The organism is Ramlibacter agri (assembly GCF_012927085.1).
Lineage (GTDB): Bacteria > Pseudomonadota > Gammaproteobacteria > Burkholderiales > Burkholderiaceae_C > Ramlibacter > Ramlibacter agri.
The window spans coordinates 2,381,273-2,400,598 of sequence record NZ_JABBFX010000001.1; the positions used below are offsets into that span (position 1 = coordinate 2,381,273).

General features: G+C 68.9%; 19 protein-coding genes. 13 read left to right on the forward strand and 6 right to left on the reverse strand.

Going from position 1 to position 19,326, the window contains the following annotated elements; genetic code table 11:
• Positions 1 to 29 precede the first annotated feature (29 nt).
• The 4 genes from HHL11_RS11500 to HHL11_RS11515 are packed head-to-tail and all read right to left on the reverse strand — an operon-like array spanning position 30 to position 4,093.
• Positions 30 to 1,418 (reverse strand): serine hydrolase domain-containing protein, encoded by a 1,389-nt coding sequence (locus HHL11_RS11500; protein WP_169418510.1) that lies wholly within the window; start codon positions 1,416 to 1,418, stop codon positions 30 to 32.
• The gene (locus HHL11_RS11505) at positions 1,415 to 2,395 is read right to left on the reverse strand and encodes a Bug family tripartite tricarboxylate transporter substrate binding protein (RefSeq protein ID WP_169418511.1); all 981 of its coding nucleotides are present in this window, start codon (positions 2,393 to 2,395) and stop codon (positions 1,415 to 1,417) included. Before HHL11_RS11505 ends, HHL11_RS11500 begins: the two co-directional genes overlap by 4 nt.
• A gap of 23 nt (positions 2,396 to 2,418) precedes the next feature.
• Positions 2,419 to 2,721 carry a DUF4387 domain-containing protein gene (locus HHL11_RS11510; protein ID WP_169418512.1) on the reverse strand — a complete coding sequence of 101 codons (303 nt, stop codon included), beginning with the start codon at positions 2,719 to 2,721 and terminating at the stop codon, positions 2,419 to 2,421.
• Entirely contained in the window at positions 2,708 to 4,093 is a 1,386-nt protein-coding gene (locus tag HHL11_RS11515; protein WP_169418513.1) for an acyclic terpene utilization AtuA family protein, read from the reverse strand. Before HHL11_RS11515 ends, HHL11_RS11510 begins: the two co-directional genes overlap by 14 nt.
• Before the next feature lie 110 nt (positions 4,094 to 4,203).
• On the opposite strand from HHL11_RS11515, the gene HHL11_RS11520 reads away from it, so the two are divergent.
• Together HHL11_RS11520 and HHL11_RS11525 are read left to right on the forward strand one after the other, a co-directional pair.
• On the forward strand, positions 4,204 to 4,878 hold the full coding sequence (locus tag HHL11_RS11520) for a GntR family transcriptional regulator (protein WP_281068662.1): 675 nt from the start codon (positions 4,204 to 4,206) through the stop codon (positions 4,876 to 4,878).
• Positions 4,879 to 5,083: 205 nt separating this feature from the next.
• Positions 5,084 to 5,410 carry an addiction module antidote protein gene (locus tag HHL11_RS11525; RefSeq protein WP_169418515.1) on the forward strand — a complete coding sequence of 109 codons (327 nt, stop codon included), beginning with the start codon at positions 5,084 to 5,086 and terminating at the stop codon, positions 5,408 to 5,410.
• Between the two features lie 6 nt (positions 5,411 to 5,416).
• On the opposite strand, the gene HHL11_RS11530 is transcribed toward HHL11_RS11525, so the two are convergent.
• Positions 5,417 to 6,367 carry a LysR family transcriptional regulator gene (locus tag HHL11_RS11530; protein WP_169418516.1) on the reverse strand — a complete coding sequence of 317 codons (951 nt, stop codon included), beginning with the start codon at positions 6,365 to 6,367 and terminating at the stop codon, positions 5,417 to 5,419.
• A gap of 97 nt (positions 6,368 to 6,464) precedes the next feature.
• Between HHL11_RS11530 and HHL11_RS11535 the strand changes: the two genes are divergently transcribed.
• From HHL11_RS11535 to HHL11_RS11575, 9 genes are all read left to right on the forward strand, one after another.
• Positions 6,465 to 7,919: a ribulose-bisphosphate carboxylase large subunit gene (locus HHL11_RS11535; protein WP_169418517.1), complete on the forward strand. Its 1,455-nt coding sequence runs from the start codon at positions 6,465 to 6,467 to the stop codon at positions 7,917 to 7,919.
• Positions 7,920 to 7,932: 13 nt separating this feature from the next.
• Positions 7,933 to 8,370 carry a ribulose bisphosphate carboxylase small subunit gene (locus tag HHL11_RS11540; protein ID WP_169418518.1) on the forward strand — a complete coding sequence of 146 codons (438 nt, stop codon included), beginning with the start codon at positions 7,933 to 7,935 and terminating at the stop codon, positions 8,368 to 8,370.
• Positions 8,367 to 9,269, forward strand: a complete 903-nt coding sequence (cbbX, locus tag HHL11_RS11545) for a CbbX protein (RefSeq protein ID WP_169418519.1) — start codon at positions 8,367 to 8,369, stop codon at positions 9,267 to 9,269. Before HHL11_RS11540 ends, cbbX begins: the two co-directional genes overlap by 4 nt.
• A gap of 13 nt (positions 9,270 to 9,282) precedes the next feature.
• Positions 9,283 to 10,020: an HAD-IA family hydrolase gene (locus HHL11_RS11550; RefSeq protein ID WP_205964255.1), complete on the forward strand. Its 738-nt coding sequence runs from the start codon at positions 9,283 to 9,285 to the stop codon at positions 10,018 to 10,020.
• Entirely contained in the window at positions 10,017 to 10,931 is a 915-nt protein-coding gene (locus HHL11_RS11555) for a class 1 fructose-bisphosphatase (RefSeq protein ID WP_169418520.1), read from the forward strand. Before HHL11_RS11550 ends, HHL11_RS11555 begins: the two co-directional genes overlap by 4 nt.
• Before the next feature lie 10 nt (positions 10,932 to 10,941).
• Entirely contained in the window at positions 10,942 to 11,826 is an 885-nt protein-coding gene (locus tag HHL11_RS11560; RefSeq protein ID WP_169418521.1) for a phosphoribulokinase, read from the forward strand.
• Positions 11,823 to 12,488 (forward strand): HAD-IA family hydrolase, encoded by a 666-nt coding sequence (locus tag HHL11_RS11565; protein ID WP_169418522.1) that lies wholly within the window; start codon positions 11,823 to 11,825, stop codon positions 12,486 to 12,488. The genes HHL11_RS11560 and HHL11_RS11565 overlap by 4 nt, the downstream gene beginning before the upstream one ends.
• A 17-nt stretch (positions 12,489 to 12,505) precedes the next feature.
• Positions 12,506 to 12,772, forward strand: coding sequence for a GIY-YIG nuclease family protein (locus tag HHL11_RS11570; protein WP_169418523.1), 267 nt, complete (start codon positions 12,506 to 12,508; stop codon positions 12,770 to 12,772).
• Positions 12,773 to 12,873: 101 nt separating this feature from the next.
• Positions 12,874 to 15,261, forward strand: a complete 2,388-nt coding sequence (locus HHL11_RS11575) for a hybrid sensor histidine kinase/response regulator (RefSeq protein WP_169418524.1) — start codon at positions 12,874 to 12,876, stop codon at positions 15,259 to 15,261.
• 4 nt (positions 15,262 to 15,265) lie between these two features.
• On the opposite strand, the gene HHL11_RS11580 is transcribed toward HHL11_RS11575, so the two are convergent.
• A complete protein-coding gene (locus HHL11_RS11580) occupies positions 15,266 to 16,888 on the reverse strand; it encodes a response regulator (RefSeq protein WP_169418525.1) in 1,623 nt (540 codons plus the stop codon).
• Positions 16,889 to 17,189: 301 nt separating this feature from the next.
• Between HHL11_RS11580 and HHL11_RS11585 the strand changes: the two genes are divergently transcribed.
• On the forward strand, positions 17,190 to 17,615 hold the full coding sequence (locus HHL11_RS11585) for a PaaI family thioesterase (protein ID WP_169418526.1): 426 nt from the start codon (positions 17,190 to 17,192) through the stop codon (positions 17,613 to 17,615).
• 150 nt (positions 17,616 to 17,765) lie between these two features.
• Entirely contained in the window at positions 17,766 to 19,319 is a 1,554-nt protein-coding gene (locus HHL11_RS11590; RefSeq protein ID WP_169418527.1) for an acetate--CoA ligase, read from the forward strand.
• The last annotated feature ends 7 nt before the right edge of the window (positions 19,320 to 19,326 follow it).

Consider the following 19,326-nt stretch of genomic DNA (forward strand, 5'->3'; position numbering starts at 1 on the left):
GGGTTGCGCGAGGAGCGCCCCCCAGCTTGTCAGCGCGGCGCGATGCCGCGGACGGTGGGCCGCCGAAGCGAACCCGAATTCACGTTCACGCTGCGCTCCATGCGCACTTCCTGCGGCGACTCGAAGTGCAACACCACCGTATCCCGGAACGCCGTCTCCACGAACTGCCACTGCATCTCCAGCGTGCGCTCGTCGCGCCAGCCGGCGCGCGCCAGCACCCGCATCGACGCCGGCTCGTAGCCGTGGTGCAGCGGCGCCCCGCTCATCGTGGTGTCGCCTTCGATCCACTCGCCCAGGCCCATCGTGATCGCGTGGTCGCCACGTGCATCGCTCACTTCCAGCACGCAGCGCCCCGGCTCGAAGCGCAGGTGCAGCGAGCGGATGCCATCCTCGTTGGGTTCGGCTTCGAAGCGCCGGGACTGCGCCAGCGGCGAACTGCCAGCCGGCAAGTCCGGCAGGAGCGTGAGGGTGGACAGTTCTTCGCCCGCCTGCAAGGCTGCCGGGAAATGCGACCACAACAAGGAACGCAAGGTCTCCTCGCCCGGCGGCGTAGCGGCATTCACCGCGACCACCGCGTCCTGCTCGGGGAACGCAATGGCGAACTGCCCGAACACGCCGTAGGCATAGAAGCTCCCGCGCGGCCCCATCCACCAGTGGTAGCCATGCGCGTTGCCACGCTGCGGCGTGGTGGCGCGGCGCACCCAGTCGCGTGGCAGCAGCTGCGCCCCGTTCCATGCACCGCCTTGCAGGTGCAGCACCGCCAGCTTCAACAGGCCCGCCAGCTTGCAGCTGATGCCGTTGCCGCCGGGGTTGATGTTCTCCGGCCCGACGTCCCAGGCGAGGTCATGGATCCCCAGCGGCTCCAGCAGCCGCGGCCGCAAGTAGTCGTGCGCCGTCATGCCCGTCGTCCGCGTCAGGATCGCCGACAGCAGGAAGCTCGTCGCGCTGGTGTAGCGGAAGAAGCTGCCCGGCGCATGGACCACGGGGATCTTGAAGAACTCGGCGATCCAGCTGCTGCGGATGCCGCGCCATACCGAGCCGGACGCGCCCTGTGCATGGCCGCTGGTCTGCGTCAGCAGGTCTTCCACCGTCATGAGCGCCAGGTTCTCGCCGATGCCGTGCGGCAGGTGCGCTGGAAAGAAGGAGACGACGCGGTCCTCCAGCGCGAAGCGCCGTTCGTGCACGGCCAGCCCCACCGCCGCGGAGAGGAAGCTCTTGGTCGCCGAATGCATCATGTGCGGCCGCTGCGGGCCGTACGGGTGCCACCAGCCTTCGGCCACCACGGCCGAACCCTGCCAGGCCATGAAGCCATGCAGCTCCACGCCCAGCCGGCGCGCATCGCCCAGGAAGTCCGCGATGCCGCCACGGCTCGCAGGCTCCGCGCGCGTCAGCCCGTCGTCGTACGAAGCGGCGTTCAATCGATCTGCGCGCCGGAGTCCTTCACCACGACCGCCCACTTGGCGATCTCCGCGGCGAGGAACTTGTTGAAGCCGTCCGCGCTGCCGCCGGCCGGCTCGCTGCCGCTGGCGCGCAGGAAGGCCTGGTAGTCGGGCGTCTTCAGGATCTGGTTGATGGCTTCGTTCAGGCGCGCGACCACCTCCTTCGGCACGCCGGCCGGCGCGAACAGGCCGGACCACACGCGGGCCTCGAAGTCGGGGATGCCCTGCTCCTGGAAGGTGGGCAGGTCCGGCGTGGACGCCAGCCGCGTGGGGCTGGTGACGCCCAGCAGGCGCACCTTGCCGTTGCGCGCCTGCGGCAGGATGGACGCTCCCGCATCGAAGGCGCAGGCGATCTGGCCGCCGATCAGGTCCTGCAGCACCATGGGCGAGCCGCGGTAAGGCACGTGCTTGATGTCCATGCCGGTGCGCTTCTTCAGCATCTCCATGGTGAGGTGCTGCGTGGTGCCGCTGCCGCCGGAGCCGTAGCTCAGGGCGCCGCCCTTTTCCTTGACGTAGGCCACCAGCTCCTTCACGTTGCGCACCGGCAGGTCGTTGTTGACGGCCAGGTACAGGAAGCCGGTGTTGATCTGCGCGACGCCGGTGAAGTCCTTCAGCGGATCGTACGGCAGCTTGCTGTAAAGCGAGGGGTTGATCGCCATCTGCCCGCCCGAGGAATACAGCAGCGTGTAGCCGTCCTTGGGCGCGTTCTTCGCCAGTTCACCGACGATGGCGCCATGCGCACCCGGCCGGTTGTCGACGATGATGGGCTTGCCGAGGATGGCGGACAGGCGATCCGCCAGGCGTCGGACGCTGGCGTCCGACGAGTCGCCGGGCGGCGTGCCGACCAGGATGCGGATGGTCTTGTCGGGCCAGGCGGACTGCGCGTGGGCGACGCCGGCGAAGGGCAGGGCGGCACCGGCGCACAGCAGGGCGCGGCGCGTGATGGGAGGGTTCATGCTTGTCTCCTTGCTTCTTGCTTTCAGACTTCCAGGTCCAGCAGGCGCACGTATTGCTGCCCGCCATGCATGTCGCGTTCCAGCGCGCCGCCCTGCGGCCGCTGGCGCGGGTACGAGATCTTCAGCACCTGCAGCTCCGGCACCGGGAAGCGCTTGACTTCTTCCGCGGCGATGCCGAACAGCGCCGCGATGCGTTCCGGCTGCAGCGCGGCTGCGTCGACATAGCGGTCGTAGGCCGCGCGGTCCGGGAAGAACAGGTCGACGGTGATCCAGAAGGGCCCGGCGTTCTTGGACCGCACGTAGCGGCAGGCCTCAGCGAGACGCATGGCTTCCTCCCTGCACGAACACCGTGCGCACCAGTTCCAGCGGATGTTCCACCTGCACGACGTGGTTCAGGTGGAATTCGTACACGGCGCCGCGCTCGATCTCCGCCGGCGAGAACGGGAAGGCGTAGCTCGGGAGCTCCGCCTCGCGGTCCAGCGGCATGTGGAAGAACCACGGGTTGCAGGTCTTGGCGATCTGCGTGGCCAGTTCCTGCGTCGCCGCGGTGGCGACGAACAGCAGGCCCACTTCACGCGGTGGCGGTTGCTGCGGATCGACTTCGCCGCTCACCGCGTTGTAGCCGTAGGGGCGCAGCGAGATGTCGAAAGCGCCGGCCGAAGCACCCATCGCTTCGTTCACGCGCCGGATCAACGCCTCGTGCATCTGGCCCAGGAAGCGCGGCAGGTTGGCCAGCACCTTCGGGTCCTGGATGCCCACCAGCATGACGGTCTGGTACTGGCCGGCGGACGCGCCTTCCAGCTTCATCGTGTAGGGCTTGGCCTCGAAACGCGAGCCGGTGACGCGAACGCGGCGCTCGTCGATGGCTTCGTAGCGCGCCTGGGTCACATCGAGCACGCCGCCCGGCTCGTGCAGCTGGAACGGGTCGCTGTTCTCGTACAGCATATGCGACGAGATCGTGTAGGGCGTGCAGCGGTTGCTGGCGCGCAGCGGTTCGACCACGAAGTCGTCGCGGCCCACGCGCACCATCACGCCGCCTTCGCGCGGGCTGACGGCGCACAGGCCGCCGCATTCGGCGGTCTTGCCGGCATGCCAGGCCGCGCCGGCGCCCATGCCGCGCATCAGCGGCACGGCCGCGAGCACCGCGGTGTCCGTGGTGCGGCCACCCAGGACGATGTCGGCGCCGGCTTCCAGCGCCGCGACATAGGGCTCCGGCCCCATCAGCGCCACGATGTGGTCGCACTGCTCGAAGAGGGCGGGGTCGGCGTCGCGCATCGGCGGCAGCGGCTTCACGCGGCCCTGGCGCGCACGCTGGGCCACCAGTTGCGGCGCCTGCTCCGAATAGAGCAGGGCGATGCGCGGGCTGAGGCCTTGCTCGGCGCAGACCTCCAGCGCGACGTCGCGCATCCAGTCCAGCGCGGCGTCGCTGCCCGAGGTGCCGCAGGAGCCGATCAGCAGCGGGATGCGGGCCTTGGCCTGCGCCCGCAGCAGCACGGCGAAGTCGGTCTTGACCGCGGCGCGCGAGTACTTGCAGCGGCCGGTGGCGAGGTAGGCCGGGCCGCTGTCGGTGGAGCCCGCGTCGCAGGCGATGGCGTGCGCGTCGGCGAGGCCGGCCAGCACGTCGGCTTCCTGGATGCCGGCGCCCAGCGCGCCGGTGGGAACCAGCACGTTGACCGTGCCGGTGATGGGTGGAGGCATGTAGTTTCCCCTGTTTGGCCGGCGCATTCTGGCACGACATGCATTCGGCGTGCAAGTGGTATACCACTGGTCTTCTCCTTGTTCTTATCCGGAGTGAGATACTCGGGCGGATGGCTACCCGTGCCCGCAAAACCGCTCCACCGCCGCCCCCGGACGTGTCCTTGTCGGAACACGCCCACCGCAGCCTCATGGGCATGATCCTGAGCGGCCAGCTCGGGCCCAACGAGGTGGTCACGGAGCGTCAGATCGCGTTGCAACTGGGCATCTCGCGCACGCCGCTGCGCGAGGCGGTTCGGCGGCTGGAAGGCCAGCGCCTGCTGCATCGCCAGCAAAGCGGCGCGCTGGTCGTGCGCGCCCTGCCGATCGAGGAGTACATGCACATCCTCCATGTGCGGCGGCTGCTCGAAGGCGAGGCCGCGCGGCTGGCGGCCGGCAAGGTGCCGCGGGAGGAGCTCGATGTCCTTCGCTCGCGGATCGACGCCGTGCTGTCACTCCCCGAGACCGCACCTCTGCCCGAGGCGGCTGGCGAAGACGAGGACTTGCACAGGGTGATCGCGGCGGCTGCCGGCAACCCGGTGCTGGAGGAAATGATTGCGACCTTGCGCACGCGTACCGCGATGTTCCGCTTCGGCCGCATGCCGGGGCGGCGCAAGGTGGTGATGGAGGAGCATCGGGCGATCGTCGATGCGTTGGCGAGTGGCGACGGCGAGGCGGCGCGCAGGGCGATGGAGCATCACATCGATCAGGTGCGGCAGACGCTCCTGGCGAGGTTGAGCGGGCATTGACGGCAGGCGGCTTGCCGTCTTCATCTTCAATCGGAACTCCCCCAGCGCCCCAGCTTGACGTCCATGTATCCCATGGGATACGATTTGCGCATGCGCGTGGAGATGACCGAGGTCTATCGCGACTGGATCAACTCTCTGAAGGATCGAGCCGGCCGCGCGCGGATTCAGGTGCGAGTGGACAGGCTGGTTCACCGCTGGAGTAGCTATGGCCAAGGCAGTAAAGGCGAAGGAACCCGCGGCGCCGTGGACCAAGACGGTCGCATACGACGTCGCTGAACAACTTCGGACACCGGAAGAAATGGCGGCGTACCTGGACGCGTGGCTCGAAGAAGCTCCCGAGGACGCCGCGGGAATTGCACGAGCCCTTGGAGACATCGCTCGCGCCAAGGGCATGAGCCAGGTCGCACGGGACGCGGGCCTCAGCCGGGAAAGCCTCTACAAGGCGCTCAGCGAGAACGGCAACCCCAGCTTTGCAACGATTCTCAAAGTGGCCCGAGCTCTTGGCCTGAAGTTCCACGCACAGGCTGCGTGAGTTGCCCTACCTTTCCTGCCCCTGCCTCAACTCCAGATACTCCCCGAAGTGCGCCGCCAGATGCGCCTCCCCGTTCTCCAGCACGAAGTAGCGGAAAGCCTCCGCCGCCGGGGACAGCACCTTCGATAGGGTATGCACCACGTGCCAGGTACGCAGCACCGGCGCGCCTTGGACGTTCAGCACCACCAGCAGCCCCTTCTCCAGCTCCAGCTCCAGCGTGTGCAGCGACAGGAAGCTCACGCCCATGCCGGCCATCACGGCCTGCTTGATGGTCTCGTTGCTGCCCATCTCCATCAGCACGCGCGGCTCCAGGCGGGCGTCGGCAAAGAACTTCTCCATCGCGGCGCGGGTGCCTGAGCCTTCCTCGCGCACGATGAAGTCCTGCGGCCGCAGCGATTCGACGTCGATGGGCGCTTCCACGCGCGCCAGCGGATGCGAAGGCGCGGCGACGAACACGTGCGGGTGCGCAGCGAAGGGCTCGGCGCGCGTGGCCAGCTCGCGCGGCGGCCGGCCCATCACGGCCAGGTCCACCTCGTTGGCCTGCAGCATCTGCACCAGCTTCTCGCGGTTGCCCTCGGCCAGCTTGATCGCCACGTGCGGATGCTCGCGCCGGAATTCGGCCAGCAGCCGCGGCAGGAAGTACATGGCGGTGCTCACCATGCCGATGGTGAGCGTGCCCACCTCGGCGCGCTGCAGCCGTGCCGCCGCATCCTCCGCGTCCTTCAGCGTGGCCAGCAGCTTGCGCGCGTAGACCAGCATCAGCTCGCCGGGCGTGGTCAGCGACACCTCGCGGCCGCTGCGCTCGAAAAGGGGCAGGCCGATCTGCGCTTCCAGCTCCTTGACCTGCATGGTCACGGCGGGCGGCGTCAGGTGCAGCGCCCGTGCGGCCTTGGCAAAGCTGAGGTGGCGGGCCACCTCGGTGAAGACACGCAACTGCCGGAAGGTGGCGTTCTTCATTCAGGAATCCCTGAAGCCCAAGGCAAGAAAGATTGAATTTACCTGAGCCGACCCGCTGCGTATCGTGCCCTGAACCCGAGCACCCAGGAGCGAGCCCATGGTCGAAGGCCAGATCACCGACGCCAAGAAGCGCTACAGGGCGGGCGTCCTCAAGTACCGGCAGATGGGCTACTGGATGCCCGACTACCAGCCCAAGGACACCGACATCCTCTGCCTGTTCCGCATCACGCCGCAGGAAGGCGTGGAGCCGGAGGAAGCGGCAGCGGCCGTGGCCGGCGAGTCGTCCACCGCGACGTGGACGGTGGTCTGGACCGACCGCCTGACCGCCTGCGACAGCTATCGCGCCAAGGCCTGGCGCGTGGACCCGGTGCCCAACAACCCGGGCCAGTACTTCGCCTGGGTCGCCTACGACCTGATCCTGTTCGAGGAAGGCTCCATCGCCAACATGACGGCCAGCCTGATCGGCAACGTGTTCTCGTTCAAGCCGCTCAAGGCCTGCCGGCTCGAGGACATCCGCATCCCGGTGGCCTACGTCAAGACCTTCAAGGGACCGCCGACCGGCCTGATCGTCGAGCGCGAGCGTCTCGACAAATTCGGCCGGCCCTTGCTGGGCGCCACCACCAAGCCGAAGCTGGGCCTGTCGGGCCGCAACTATGGGCGCGTCATCTACGAAGGGCTCAAGGGCGGGCTGGACTTCATGAAGGACGACGAGAACATCAACTCGCAGCCCTTCATGCATTGGCGCGACCGCTTCCTCTACGTGATGGATGCCGTCAACAAGGCGCAGGCCGCTACCGGCGAGGTCAAGGGCTCCTACCTCAATGTCACGGCCGCCACGATGGAGCAGATGTACGAGCGCGCCGCCTTCGCCAGGGAGCTGGGCTCGGTGGTGCTGATGGTGGACCTGGTGATCGGCTGGACCGCCATCCAGTCCATGGCCGAATGGTGCCGCCGCCACGACATGGTGATGCACATGCACCGCGCCGGCCACGGCACCTACACGCGGCAGAAGAACCACGGCGTCAGCTTCCGCGTCATCGCCAAGTGGCTGCGCCTGGCCGGCTGCGACCACATGCATGCCGGCACCGCGGTGGGCAAGCTGGAAGGCGACCCGCTCACGGTGCAGGGCTACTACAACGTCTGCCGCGACAGCTACACGTTGACCGACCTGCCGCGCGGCCTCCACTTCGACATGGACTGGGCCGACACCAAGAAGGTGATGCCGGTCGCCTCCGGCGGCATCCACGCCGGCCAGATGCACCAGCTGCTGGAGCTGTTCGGCGACGACGTCATCCTGCAGTTCGGCGGCGGCACCATCGGGCACCCGCAAGGCATCCAGGCTGGCGCGGTGGCCAACCGCGTGGCGCTGGAGACGATGGTGAAGGCGCGCAACGAGGGCCGCGACATCCTGCAGGAAGGCCCGGACATCCTGCAGCGTGCCGCGCAGTGGTGTGGCCCGCTGCGCGCGGCGCTCGACACCTGGGGCGACATCAGCTTCAACTACACGCCCACCGACAGCAGCGACTACGTCGCAACGCCGGCCATGGCATGAAGGAGCGCGGACCATGATGACCAACCCCGCCGGCCGCATCACGCAAGGCCAGTTCAGCTTCCTGCCCGAGCTCACAGACACCGAGATCAAGCTGCAGATCCAGTACGGCCTGGACCGCGGCTATGCCTGGAGCGTGGAGTACACCGACGACCCGCACCCGCGCAACACCTTCTGGGAGATGTCCGGCATGCCGATGTTCGACCTGCGCGATGCCGCCGGCGTGCTGGGCGAGCTGAAGGAGTGTCGCGCCGCTTACCCCAATCTCTACATCCGGCTCACGGCTTTCGACTCCACGCGTGGCATCGAATCGATCGCGATGAGCTTCCTGGTGAACCGGCCGAAGAACGAGCCGGGCTTCGCGCTGGAGCGACAGGAAGCGCCGGGCCGCACGATGCGCTACACCACGCGCGCCTACTCCGCCGGGCGGCCGGAGACGCAAAGGTACGAATGAGCCAGCCGCTGCAACTGGTCGCGAAACCGGAGCCTCGCTCGGTCGCTGAGGTGCTGGCCGACTCGCAGGTGGAAGCGGTGCTGGCCGAACTGGATCGAGACCTGGTGGGACTCGCGCCCGTCAAGGCACGCATCCACGACATCGCGGCACTGCTGGTGATGGACCGGCTGCGCGCCAACCTGGGCCTGGCCACGCAGGCGCCCAGCCTGCACATGTCCTTCACCGGCAACCCGGGCACCGGCAAGACCACCGTGGCGCTGCGCATGGCGCAGATCCTGCACCGCCTGGGCTACGTTCGGCAGGGCCACCTGGTGGCGGTGACGCGCGACGACCTGGTGGGGCAGTACATCGGTCACACGGCGCCGAAGACGCGCGAAGTGCTGAAGCGCGCCATGGGCGGCGTGCTCTTCATCGACGAGGCCTACTACCTGTACCGCCCCGAGAACGAGCGCGATTACGGGCAGGAAGCCATCGAGATCCTGCTGCAGGTGATGGAGAACCAGCGCGACGACCTGGTCGTCATCCTGGCCGGCTATGCAGAGCGGATGCAGGCCTTCTTTCGCAGCAACCCGGGCATGAGCTCGCGCATTGCGCACCATCTCGACTTCCCGGACTACCGGCCCGACGAGCTGATGGCGATCGCGCAGCGCATGCTCGCCGCGCAGAACTACCGGCTGGACGAGGGCGCCGGCGAAGCGCTGGAACGCTACATCGCCCTGCGCACGCAGCAGCCGCACTTCGCCAATGCCCGCAGCGTGCGCAACGCGCTGGACCGCGCACGCCTGCGGCAGGCGAGCCGCCTGTTCGCCAAGGACCGCCACCGCGCCCTGGACGCGGACGACCTCACCACCATCGCGGCCGGCGACATCCTCGCCAGCCGCGTGTTCGCGGCCACCTGAGGAGGAGAGCTTCATGGACCAGCCCCTGCGCGCGCTCGTGTTCGACGTCGACGGCACGCTCGCGGACACCGAGCATTTCCACCTGTGCGCCTTCAACCGCGCCTTCGCCGACGAGGGCCTGGACTGGCACTGGGACGAGGCGCTGTACACGCAGCTGCTGGACGTCTCCGGCGGCCGCGAGCGCATGCTGCATTACTGGCGGGCTTCGCGCGAACGCATGGTGGAGATCGACGCCAACGCCATCCTGGACGTCGTGGAGCGGCTGCACCAGGCCAAGACGGGCGTGTACGAGGCGATGGTCAGCGATGGCCTGGTGGGGCTGCGGCCCGGCGTGCTGGCCCTGATGGAGGAAGCGCGCCGCCGCGGCCTGGCGCTGGCCATCGCCACCACCACTTCGCCGGTCAACGTGGCGGCGCTGCTGCGGCGCGCGGTGGGGCCGCAGTGGCCGCTGCACTTCCCGGTGGTGTGCGACGCTTCCAGCGCGCCGCGCAAGAAGCCGCACCCGCAGGTCTACCTGCAGGCGCTGGCGCAGCTGAAGCTGCCGCCGCAGGCCTGCATCGCCTTCGAGGATTCGGCCAACGGCTTGCGCGCCGCCACGGCCGCAGGCCTGGACACGGTGGTCACGCCGACCGTCTTCACGCAGGACCACGACTTCAGCGGCGCAATGCGCGTGCTGCCTTCGCTGGCGGGCGTCACCGTGGCGCGCCTGGGCCGCTGGCGCGCGCGCCTGGCCGAGGGAGCGGCGCCATGAATGCCGAGACACTCACACGCTACCTGATCGCACAGCGTCGCCGCTTCCCGGACGCCACCGGCGACTTCAACGCGCTGGTCCTCGACGTGGCCATCGCGTGCAAGTCGATCGCGCGGTTGCTGGCGCTCGGCCGGCTGCCCGGGCCCGCGCAGGCGCCAGAGCGGGTGCAGGGCAAGTACCTGCTGCTGTTCGAGCCGCTGGCCGATGCCGAGAACATCGACGTGAACCTGCCGGTGGGCAGCCTCTTCTCGGTGCTGCGTGCGCCGGAAGGAGCGTTCGACGAGTCCCACCTGCTGCAGCCGGGCCACGCCCAGCTCGCCGCCGGGTATGCGCTGTACGGCCCCACGACCTTGCTGGTGCTCACGGTCGGCAACGGCGTGGCCGGCTTCACGCTGGACCGCGACATGGGCGAGTTCATGCTGACGCATCCTGACCTGCGCGTGCCGGCGGATACGCGCGAGTTCGCCATCAACGCCAGCAACCGCCGCTTCTGGGAGCGGCCGGTGCAGCGCTACGTGGACGAATGCCAGCGCGGCCGCGAAGGCCCGCGCGGCAAGGACTTCGGCATGCGCTGGATCGCCTCGCTGGTGGCCGAGGTGCACCGCATCCTGGTGCGCGGCGGCGTGTTCCTGGACCCGCGCGACTCGCGCGAGCCGCAGCGCGCGGCGCGGCTGCGCCTGCTGGAGGAAGCCAACCCGATCGCGCTGCTGATCGAGCAGGCGGGCGGCCGCGCCAGCACCGGCCGCCGTGCCGTGCTGGGCCTGCAGCCGGAAGCGGCGCAGCAGCGCATCGGCCTGGTGTTCGGTTCGCGCAACGAGGTGGAGCGCATCGAGCGCTACCACGCGGAGCCGGGCGCTTCCGATTCGGTGCTGCCGCTGTTCGCCGAGCGCACGCTGTTCCGCGCAGCGTGAGGGCCCCGCCATGTCCGAACGCCATCCCATCATCGCCATCACCGGCTCCAGCGGGGCCGGCACCACCTCGGTGACGCACACCTTCGAGAACATCTTCCGCCGGGAGAAGGTGGAAGCAGCCATCGTGGAGGGCGACAGCTTCCACCGCTACGACCGCCGCGAGATGAAGGACCGCATGGCGCAGGCCGAGAAGGCCGGCAACCGCCACTTCAGCCACTTCGGTCCGGCCAACAACCTGTTCGCGGAGCTGGAGCAGCTGTTTCGCCATTACGGCGAGACGGGCGAGGGCATGCGCCGCCGCTACCTGCACGACGCGCAGGAGGCCGCCGGCAGCGGCCAGGAGCCGGGTACCTTCACGCCGTGGGAACCCTTGCCGGAAAGGACCGACCTGCTGTTCTACGAAGGCCTGCACGGCGCGGTGGTCACGCCGGAGGTGAACGTGGCGCGTTACCCGGACCTGTTGATCGGCGTGGTGCCCGTGATCAACCTGGAGTGGATCCAGAAGCTGTGGCGCGACAAGTCCAGCCGCGGCTACAGCACCGAGGCGGTCACGGACACCATCCTGCGGCGCATGCCCGACTACGTGCACTACATCTGCCCGCAGTTCAAGCACACGCACGTGAACTTCCAGCGCGTGCCTTGCGTGGACACGTCCAACCCCTTCGTCGCCCGCGCCATCCCGACGGCGGACGAGAGCTTCGTCGTGATCCGCTTCGCCCAGCCCCAGGGCATCGACTTTCCCTACCTGCTGAACATGGTCCACGACTCGTTCATGTCGCGCGCCAACACCATCGTCGTGCCGGGCGGCAAGATGGAACTGGCGATGCAGCTGATCTTCACGCCCTTCGTGTGGCGGATGATGGAGCGGCGGCAGCGCGCGCTGGCGGCGGCATGAACATCGCGCTGGTCTTGTTCGACCTCGATGGCACGCTGGTGGAGACCGCACCCGAGATCCGGGATGCGTTGAACGACACGCTGCGTGAGATGGGCCTGCCGCCCGCGCCGTTGGCGAAGGTGGAAGCCTGGATCGGCCACGGCACCGGGACGCTGCTGCTGCGCGCCTTGTCCGATGCAACCGGGCTGGAGCCGGAAGTGCTGCGGGCCAGCGCACTGTGGCACACCGCCGAGCCGCTGTTCGCGCTGCGTTACGCGCGCCACTGCGGCACCGGCAGTCGCCTGTACCCCGGCGCGCGCGAGTTGCTGCGTGCATTGGCGGCGCGCGGTGTCAGAAGGGCGCTCGTCACCAACAAGGAGCAGCGTTTTGCCTTGCCGCTGCTGCGCCAGCACGACCTGCAGCCGCTGCTGGATCGCGTGGTGTGCGGCGACACGCTGCCGCGGCGCAAGCCGGACCCGGCCGGCGTGTTCGATTGCCTGCGCTGGTCCGGCGTCGCCGCGAACGAAGCCGTGTTCGTCGGCGACTCGGCGATCGATGTCGAGACTGCGCGCAACGCGGGTGTGCGCGCCTGGGCGCTGGCGCACGGCTACAACGGTGGCCGGCCGATCGCATCGGCCCGGCCCGACCGCGTGCTGCTGAGGCTGGAGGACGTCCTCGGCTAAGCTCCCGCTTCGCCGCGATGACCGAAACCGTCTCCCCACCCTACTGGCTCTACCTGCTTGAATGCGAAGGCGGCGTGTACTACGCCGGCATCGCGCTGGACGTGGAGCAGCGCTTCTACCAGCACCTGTTCGGCACCGGCGCCAAGTTCACGCGCGCGCGGCCGCCGCTGCGCGTGCTGGCGGCGCGGGAATATCCGAGCAAGTCGGATGCGTTGCGGGCGGAGTTGCGCCTGAAGGCGCTCGCGCGCGGCCGGAAGATCGGTTTCTTCGCCCAAGGCGGCTGATGGCCGTGCCGCCCCGGCCTGTCGGAATCGTCCGACACGGCCGGGCCGGATGAGCAAGTACGATGCGCGCTCGTGGCTGGACGTTCACTCCCTCCCATTCCATGACCGGCCCAGCCAACGATCGTCCCCCTTTCCTCGCCGGCGGCACCGAGCTCGCCGAACTGATTGCCCGCTTTCCCTGGGAAACCACGGTGCTGGGGCCGATCCACGGGTGGCCGGCGCATGTGCGCCACACGGTGGCGCTGATGCTGCAATCCGGCGTTCCGATGGTGGCCCTGTTCGACGAACCGGGCGTCATGATCTACAACGACGCGTACTCGGTCTTCGCCGGCGGCCGCCACCCGCGCCTGCTGGGCTCGGCGGTGCGCGAGGGCTGGCCCGAAGTGGCTGACTTCAACGACTTCGTGATGCGTACCGGCCTCGCCGGTGGCACGCTGTCGTACAAGGACCAGGAGCTCACCCTGCAGCGGCGCGGCGTCCCCGAGCCGGTGTGGATGAACCTGGACTACTCGCCCGTGCTGGACGAGCAGGGCCGGCCCGCCGCGGTGCTGGCCATCGTCGTGGAAACGACCGAAAAGGTGCGCGCGGAGCGGCGCCTGGCCCACGAGCAGTCGAGGCTGGCGCAGATGTTCGAGCAGGCCCCCGGCTTCATCTGCACGCTGCGCGGGCCGCGGCACGTGTTCGAGTTCGCCAACGCGGCCTACCGGAGCCTGTTCGACCGGCCGCTGGCCGGCCGCCCGGCGCGCGAGGCTTTCCCGGACCTGGAGGGGCAGGGCTTCTTCGAGCGCCTCGACGAGGTGTACCGCACCGGCCGTCCCTACCGGGCCGAGGCCTCGCCGGCGCAACTGGCGTTGTCGGACGGCAGCCTCGTGCAGAAGTACCTCACCTTTGTCTACCAGCCGCTGTTCGACGAGGCGGGCGACGTCGACGGCATCTTCTGCGAAGGCTTCGACGTCACCGAGACCATGCGCGCCTACGCCGAGCTGCAGCGCACCGGGGCCTGGCTGCAGGAAGGCCTGCAGGCCGCGCGCATGGTGGCTTTCGAATGGGACTTCCGCTCGGGCCAGGTGCGCTATTCGCCCAATGCGCTCGAGGTCCTGGGCTATACCGAAGACTCGCCGAACGCAGGACTCGGCAGCGTGTCCCCGGACGACCTGCCGCACCTGCGCACGCTCATCGACCAGGCGCGCGCCAACCACGGCAAGTACCAGCTGGTGCACCGGCGCATCCGGCCGGACACGGGCGCGCTGCTGTGGACCGACACCCGCGGCCAGGTCGACGAGGAAGAGCCGGGCAGCGGCGCGCTGATGCGCGGCGTCATCATCGACGTCACCGATCGCGTCCGCACCGAGCAGGCGCTGCGCGACGCGAACCTGCGCAAGGACGAATTCCTGGCCATGCTGGCGCACGAGCTGCGCAACCCGCTGGCGCCGATCGCCACCGGCAGCGCGCTGCTCGCCAAGGGCGCCGGCGACCGCGACGTGGTGCTGCGCACCAGCGAGCTGATCGCGCGCCAGGTGCGGCACATGAGCGAGCTGGTGGACGACCTGCTCGATGTGTCCCGCGTCACGCGCGGCCTGATCACCATCGAGGAGGAACCGCTGGACTTGCAGGGAATCGTCCAGAGCGCGCTGGAGCAGGCGCGGCCCTTGATCGACGCGCGCCAGCATAGGGTCGTGGTCGAAACGGATCCGGGCGAAGTCATCGTGCTCGGCGACCGGACGCGGCTCGTGCAGGTGCTGGTGAACCTGCTGACGAACGCGGCCAAGTACACGCCGCCGCGCGGCGAGATCCGCGTGCGGCTCTCGCGCGTGGACAAGGACGCCGAGATCGCGGTGGAGGACAACGGCGCCGGCATGGAGCCGGAGTTGTTGGTGAAGGTGTTCGACCTGTTCACGCAGGGCGAGCGCACGCCCGATCGCAGCCAGGGCGGCCTGGGCATCGGGCTGGCTCTGGTCAAGGCCATCGTCGCCCTCCACCAGGGTTCGGTGCGCGCGGAAAGCGATGGCAAGGGGCGGGGCAGCCGCTTCGTCCTCCGGCTGCCGCGGGTCGAGTTGCCCCAGGGCACGGCCGCTGCGGCACCCGACCGGGCCGAAGGCGCCGCGCCGCTGCGCATCCTGGTGACCGACGACAACGTCGATGCCGCCGAATCGCTGGCGCTGCTGCTGCAGTTCGACGGCCATGAAGTGGCCGTGTGCTACAGCGGCGAGCAGGCGCTGGCCGCGGTGGAGCGCATCGTGCCGGACATCTGCATCCTCGACGTCGGCCTGCCGGACATGACCGGGCTGGAACTGGCGCGCCGCCTGCGCACCTTGCCGGCGCTACGGCAATCGCTGTTCATTGCGCTCACGGGCTATGGCCAGCCGCACGATCGCGTGGCGACGGCCGAGGCGGGCTTCGACCACCACCTGGTGAAGCCGGTGGAACCGGTGGCGCTGAATGCCTTGCTGGCGGGACGCGCCGCGGCGCGCGCCAAGGGCGGCGCGTAGGCGCTCAGTTCGGCCGCGGCGCGACGGTGCTGGCGATCAGCTGCGACAGCGCGTCCACGCCGATCGGCTTGACCAGGTGGCTGTCGAAGCCCGCCTCCTGCGAACGGGCGAGATCCTGGGCCTGGCCCCAGCCGGTGACGGCGGCCAGCTTTCGCGCGCTGCCGCCGGCGGCCGTGCGGATGCGCTGGCAGGCTTCGTAGCCATTGAGCCTCGGCATGCCGATATCGAGCAGCACCAGCTGCGGGTCGAAGGACTGCACCGCCGCCACGGCGGATTCGCCATCGTGCACGCGCATGACGGCGTGGCCCATCAGCTCCAGCAAGGTGCCCAGGGTCTCCGCGGCATCGCGGTTGTCGTCGGCGACCAGGATGCGCAGGCCAGCCGGTGCGGCGGCTGCCTCTTCGGCCGCGGGTTCCTGCGCGGCCTGGGTGGCGGCCGACAGCGGCAGCTTGATCGAGAACTCGCTGCCGAGCCCCGGCCCGTCGCTGGTGGCGCCGATTTCGCCGCCGTGCATCAGGACCAGCTTGCGCGTCAGCGCCAGGCCGATGCCCAGGCCGCCGCGCGAGCGGGCCAGCGCGACGTCTTCCTGGGCGAACATCTCGAACACCGAGGCCAGGCGCTCCGGCGCGATGCCGATGCCGGTGTCCTTGACGCGCAGCACCACCTGGCCGGCGTGCCGCTCGACGTGCAGCTCGATGCGGCCGCCGCTGTCCGTGTACTTGGCGGCGTTGGCCAGCAGGTTCACCAGCGCCTGCGCGATGCGGGCGCGATCGGCGTCGACCGGCAGCGGCTGCGGATCCTGCGTCACCTCGAGCTGGTGCCCGCAATCGAGCAGCAGCGGTTGCACGGTCTCGACCGCATCGGTCACCGCCGCGTGCAGGTCGAACACCTCGCGGCGCAGCTCGAAATGGCCGCGGTTGATGCGGCTGACGTCCATCAGGTCGTCGATGAGGCGGCTCATGGTGCGGACCTGCCGCTCGATGATGTCGCAGGCCCAGGGCAGCTGGCTGCCCTGGGGTCCGGCCGCCTTGACGACGTGCACGGCGTTGCGGATCGGCGCCAGCGGGTTGCGCAGTTCGTGGGCCAGCGTGGCCAGGAACTCGTCCTTCATCGCGTCGGCATGGCGCAGCTTGGCCTCGCTCTCCGCCAGGGCCGCGGTGCGCTCGGCCACGCGCTGGTCCAGCGAGGCATTGAGCTGCCGCAGCTCGCGGCTCTTGCGGTGCAGCTCCGCGAAGACGGCGACCTTGGAGCGCAGCACCGCGGTGTTCACCGGCTTGTGCAGGTAGTCCACCGCGCCGCTGCCGTAGCCTTCCAGCACGTGCTGGTCGTCGTTGTAGAAGGCGGTGAGGAAGATGATGGGGATGGAGGCGGTCTTCTTGCGGCCCTTGATGATCTCGGCCAGCTCGAAGCCGGTCATGCCGGGCATGCGCACGTCGAGGACCAGGACGGCGAAGTCTTCCTTCATCAGGGCCAGCAGGGCTTCTTCGCCCGAGGTGGCTCGCACCAGCCGGTAGTCGGGATCCGCGAGCACCGATTCCAGGACCGTGAGGTTGCGCGGTTCGTCGTCGACGATCAGGATGTTGACCGAAGCCTGCGTGTCTGGCGCATCGCTTGGGGCCGTGCTCATGTTCTAGTGATTCTGGGTACTGCTGAAGACCGATAGTGTCGCTCTGCTCCGCCGTCCTATGAGGTAGGACAAGTCCGACAAAGCAAGGGTGCTTGTCGTGCTGTGCCCAATGCTCAAATATTTCTCGGCCTTGTCGCGCCGCGAACCTTCTTCTGCGTCTCGAGGGCGTTTCGGCGGTTCTGCATACTGGCCCCTGTGCGCCGGCCCTTTGAGTCGCGCGGTGCGCAGCGGAGCTGCACACTCTACAAATTGCATTAGTACAATCGATAACGGGTTTTGACAAACCGTGAAGGACGCACGCATGCCCGACTCTGAACTGATCTCGCTGCTGCAGCAGCAAGGCTGGAAGCAGCGCGAGTTGCCCGGCTTCATCGGCCTGGCGGGCCCGTTGTGGACGCTGCGGGAAGGTGAGGGCTGGGCCTATGGCTTGCTGGCCGGCGAGCAGCATCTGAATCCGGCCGGTGTCGTGCATGGCGGCGCGCTCGTCACGCTCCTCGATCACGCGATCAGCACGGTGGCGTGGGAGGCCGCCGGGCGCGCAGCTTGCGTGACGCTGCAACTCGATACGCACTTTGCCGGCGCCGTGCGGGCGGGCGAGTTCGCGCAGGCGCGGGCGGAGGTGGTGCAGAGGTCGAAGAGCATGCTGTTCATGCGGGGGACGGTGGTCGTCGAGGGCGAGCTGGTGCTGGCGGGGCAGGCAATCATGAAGGTGGTGGCGCGCGGCTAAAGCGTGCGGGAGAGAGCTGGGGTTCGCTGGCGCGAAACCCAGCCTGCGAAAAGTTGCCTCCAGCTGGTTGTCTATAGACAAACAATGGAGGCTATTGACAAAAGCAAGCGAGGCCACGAAACTGCAAGCGCACCAGCAGAGACGAGACCGATGGCCAAACTCACCGACTTCCTGGGCTATGCCGACGCCCAGGCCAACTTCAGCAGCGACAAGCTGTGGGAACTGTTCGATGGCGACCGCGACTTCCTGAACATCGCCCACGAATGCGTGGACCGGCATGCCGCCAGCGGCCGCGATGCGCTGGTCGTGGCCAACGCCGACGGCAGCGACGAGACCATCACCTACGCCGAACTGGCCGCGGACTCGTCGCGCTTCGCGCACTGGCTGGTGGCGCGGGGCGTGCAGCCCGGCCAGCGGGTGGCGATCATGCTGGAGCCCTCGCGCGCCTTCTACACGGCGATGTTCGGCGTCATCAAGAGCGGCGCCATCGCGGTGCCTCTGTTCACGCTGTTCGGGCCGGATGGCATCCGCCTGCGCGTCAACGACTGCCAGCCGGCGCTGCTGGTGACGAACGCGCAGAAGGAAGAAGTGGCGCGCGCCATCGTCGACGACCAGACCCTGGTGTTCGACGAGGCCTTCCGCGTTTCCCTGGCGAGCCTGCCCCCGAAGTTCGAGACGCGCACCCGCGCCAACGACCTGGCGGTGTTCCAGTACACCTCGGGCACGACGCGCGAGCTGCCCGAAGCGGTGAAGCATTCGCACCGCGCGCTGGTCACGCTGACCGTGGCCGCGCTCTATGGCACAGGCCTGCGTCCGGGCGACCGCTTCTTCTGCCCGTCCTCGCCGGCCTGGGGCCATGGCCTGTGGCACGGCACGTTGGCGCCGCTGGCGATGGGCCTCACCGTCGGCGCCTATAGCGGCCGCTTCAACCCCGTGCGCCTGCTGGAAGCGCTGTCCCGCCACGGCTTCACCAACATGTCGGCGGCGGCCACGCACTACCGGATGATGAAGAACAGCGGCGTGGCGGGCGACTACCGCTACGCGCTGCAGAAGCTGTCCTTCACCGGCGAGCCCATCGACGACGACACCGCCGATTTCGTCAAGCGCACTTTCGGCCTGGACGTCTGCAGCATGTACGGCACCACCGAGATCGGCGTGGTGCTGGCCAGCTACCCCGGCGCGCCGGACTTCCCGGTCAAGCGCGGCTCGCTCGGCAAGGCGGTGCCCGGCACGCGCGTCGAAGTGCACGACGCCGAAGGCCGCGTCTGCCCGCCCGGCGTCACTGGCCAGCTGATGGTGCTGCGCAAGGGCGCATGGATCCCGACCAAGGACCTGGGCCGCACCGACGAGGACGGCTACTACTACCACGGCGGCCGCGCCGACGACGTGATCATCTCCGCCGGCTGGACCATGAGCGCGGTGGAGATCGAGAACGTGCTGCTGATGCACGCGGACGTGCTGGAAGCCGCCGTCATCGGCGTGCCCGACGAACTGCGCGGGCTGGTCGTCAAGGCCTTCATCGTCAGCGACCGCCGCGCCTCCGACGCCTTCGTGCAGGAGGTGCAGGACCTGGTGCGCAACAAGCTGAGCCAGCACGAGTACCCGCGCCACGTGGCCTTCGTGGCCGAACTGCCCAAGACCCCCGCCGGCAAGGTGCACCGCAAGGTGCTGCGCGAACGCGAAGCCGCTGCCGCCGCCCACTGACCCCCGA

Excerpts from the sequence above, each read along its gene's own strand:
- HHL11_RS11505 (WP_169418511.1), bottom strand. The coding sequence starts at position 2,395 with ATGAACCCTCCCATCACGCGCCGCGCCCTGCTGTGCGCCGGTGCCGCC.
- HHL11_RS11510 (WP_169418512.1), bottom strand. The coding sequence starts at position 2,721 with ATGCGTCTCGCTGAGGCCTGCCGCTACGTGCGGTCCAAGAACGCCGGG.
- HHL11_RS11515 (WP_169418513.1), bottom strand. The coding sequence starts at position 4,093 with ATGCCTCCACCCATCACCGGCACGGTCAACGTGCTGGTTCCCACCGGC.
- HHL11_RS11520 (WP_281068662.1), top strand. The coding sequence starts at position 4,204 with ATGGCTACCCGTGCCCGCAAAACCGCTCCACCGCCGCCCCCGGACGTG.
- HHL11_RS11525 (WP_169418515.1), top strand. The coding sequence starts at position 5,084 with ATGGCCAAGGCAGTAAAGGCGAAGGAACCCGCGGCGCCGTGGACCAAG.
- HHL11_RS11530 (WP_169418516.1), bottom strand. The coding sequence starts at position 6,367 with ATGAAGAACGCCACCTTCCGGCAGTTGCGTGTCTTCACCGAGGTGGCC.
- HHL11_RS11535 (WP_169418517.1), top strand. The coding sequence starts at position 6,465 with ATGGTCGAAGGCCAGATCACCGACGCCAAGAAGCGCTACAGGGCGGGC.
- HHL11_RS11540 (WP_169418518.1), top strand. The coding sequence starts at position 7,933 with ATGATGACCAACCCCGCCGGCCGCATCACGCAAGGCCAGTTCAGCTTC.
- cbbX (WP_169418519.1), top strand. The coding sequence starts at position 8,367 with ATGAGCCAGCCGCTGCAACTGGTCGCGAAACCGGAGCCTCGCTCGGTC.
- HHL11_RS11550 (WP_205964255.1), top strand. The coding sequence starts at position 9,283 with ATGGACCAGCCCCTGCGCGCGCTCGTGTTCGACGTCGACGGCACGCTC.
- HHL11_RS11555 (WP_169418520.1), top strand. The coding sequence starts at position 10,017 with ATGAATGCCGAGACACTCACACGCTACCTGATCGCACAGCGTCGCCGC.
- HHL11_RS11560 (WP_169418521.1), top strand. The coding sequence starts at position 10,942 with ATGTCCGAACGCCATCCCATCATCGCCATCACCGGCTCCAGCGGGGCC.
- HHL11_RS11565 (WP_169418522.1), top strand. The coding sequence starts at position 11,823 with ATGAACATCGCGCTGGTCTTGTTCGACCTCGATGGCACGCTGGTGGAG.
- HHL11_RS11570 (WP_169418523.1), top strand. The coding sequence starts at position 12,506 with ATGACCGAAACCGTCTCCCCACCCTACTGGCTCTACCTGCTTGAATGC.
- HHL11_RS11575 (WP_169418524.1), top strand. The coding sequence starts at position 12,874 with ATGACCGGCCCAGCCAACGATCGTCCCCCTTTCCTCGCCGGCGGCACC.
- HHL11_RS11580 (WP_169418525.1), bottom strand. The coding sequence starts at position 16,888 with ATGAGCACGGCCCCAAGCGATGCGCCAGACACGCAGGCTTCGGTCAAC.
- HHL11_RS11585 (WP_169418526.1), top strand. The coding sequence starts at position 17,190 with ATGCCCGACTCTGAACTGATCTCGCTGCTGCAGCAGCAAGGCTGGAAG.
- HHL11_RS11590 (WP_169418527.1), top strand. The coding sequence starts at position 17,766 with ATGGCCAAACTCACCGACTTCCTGGGCTATGCCGACGCCCAGGCCAAC.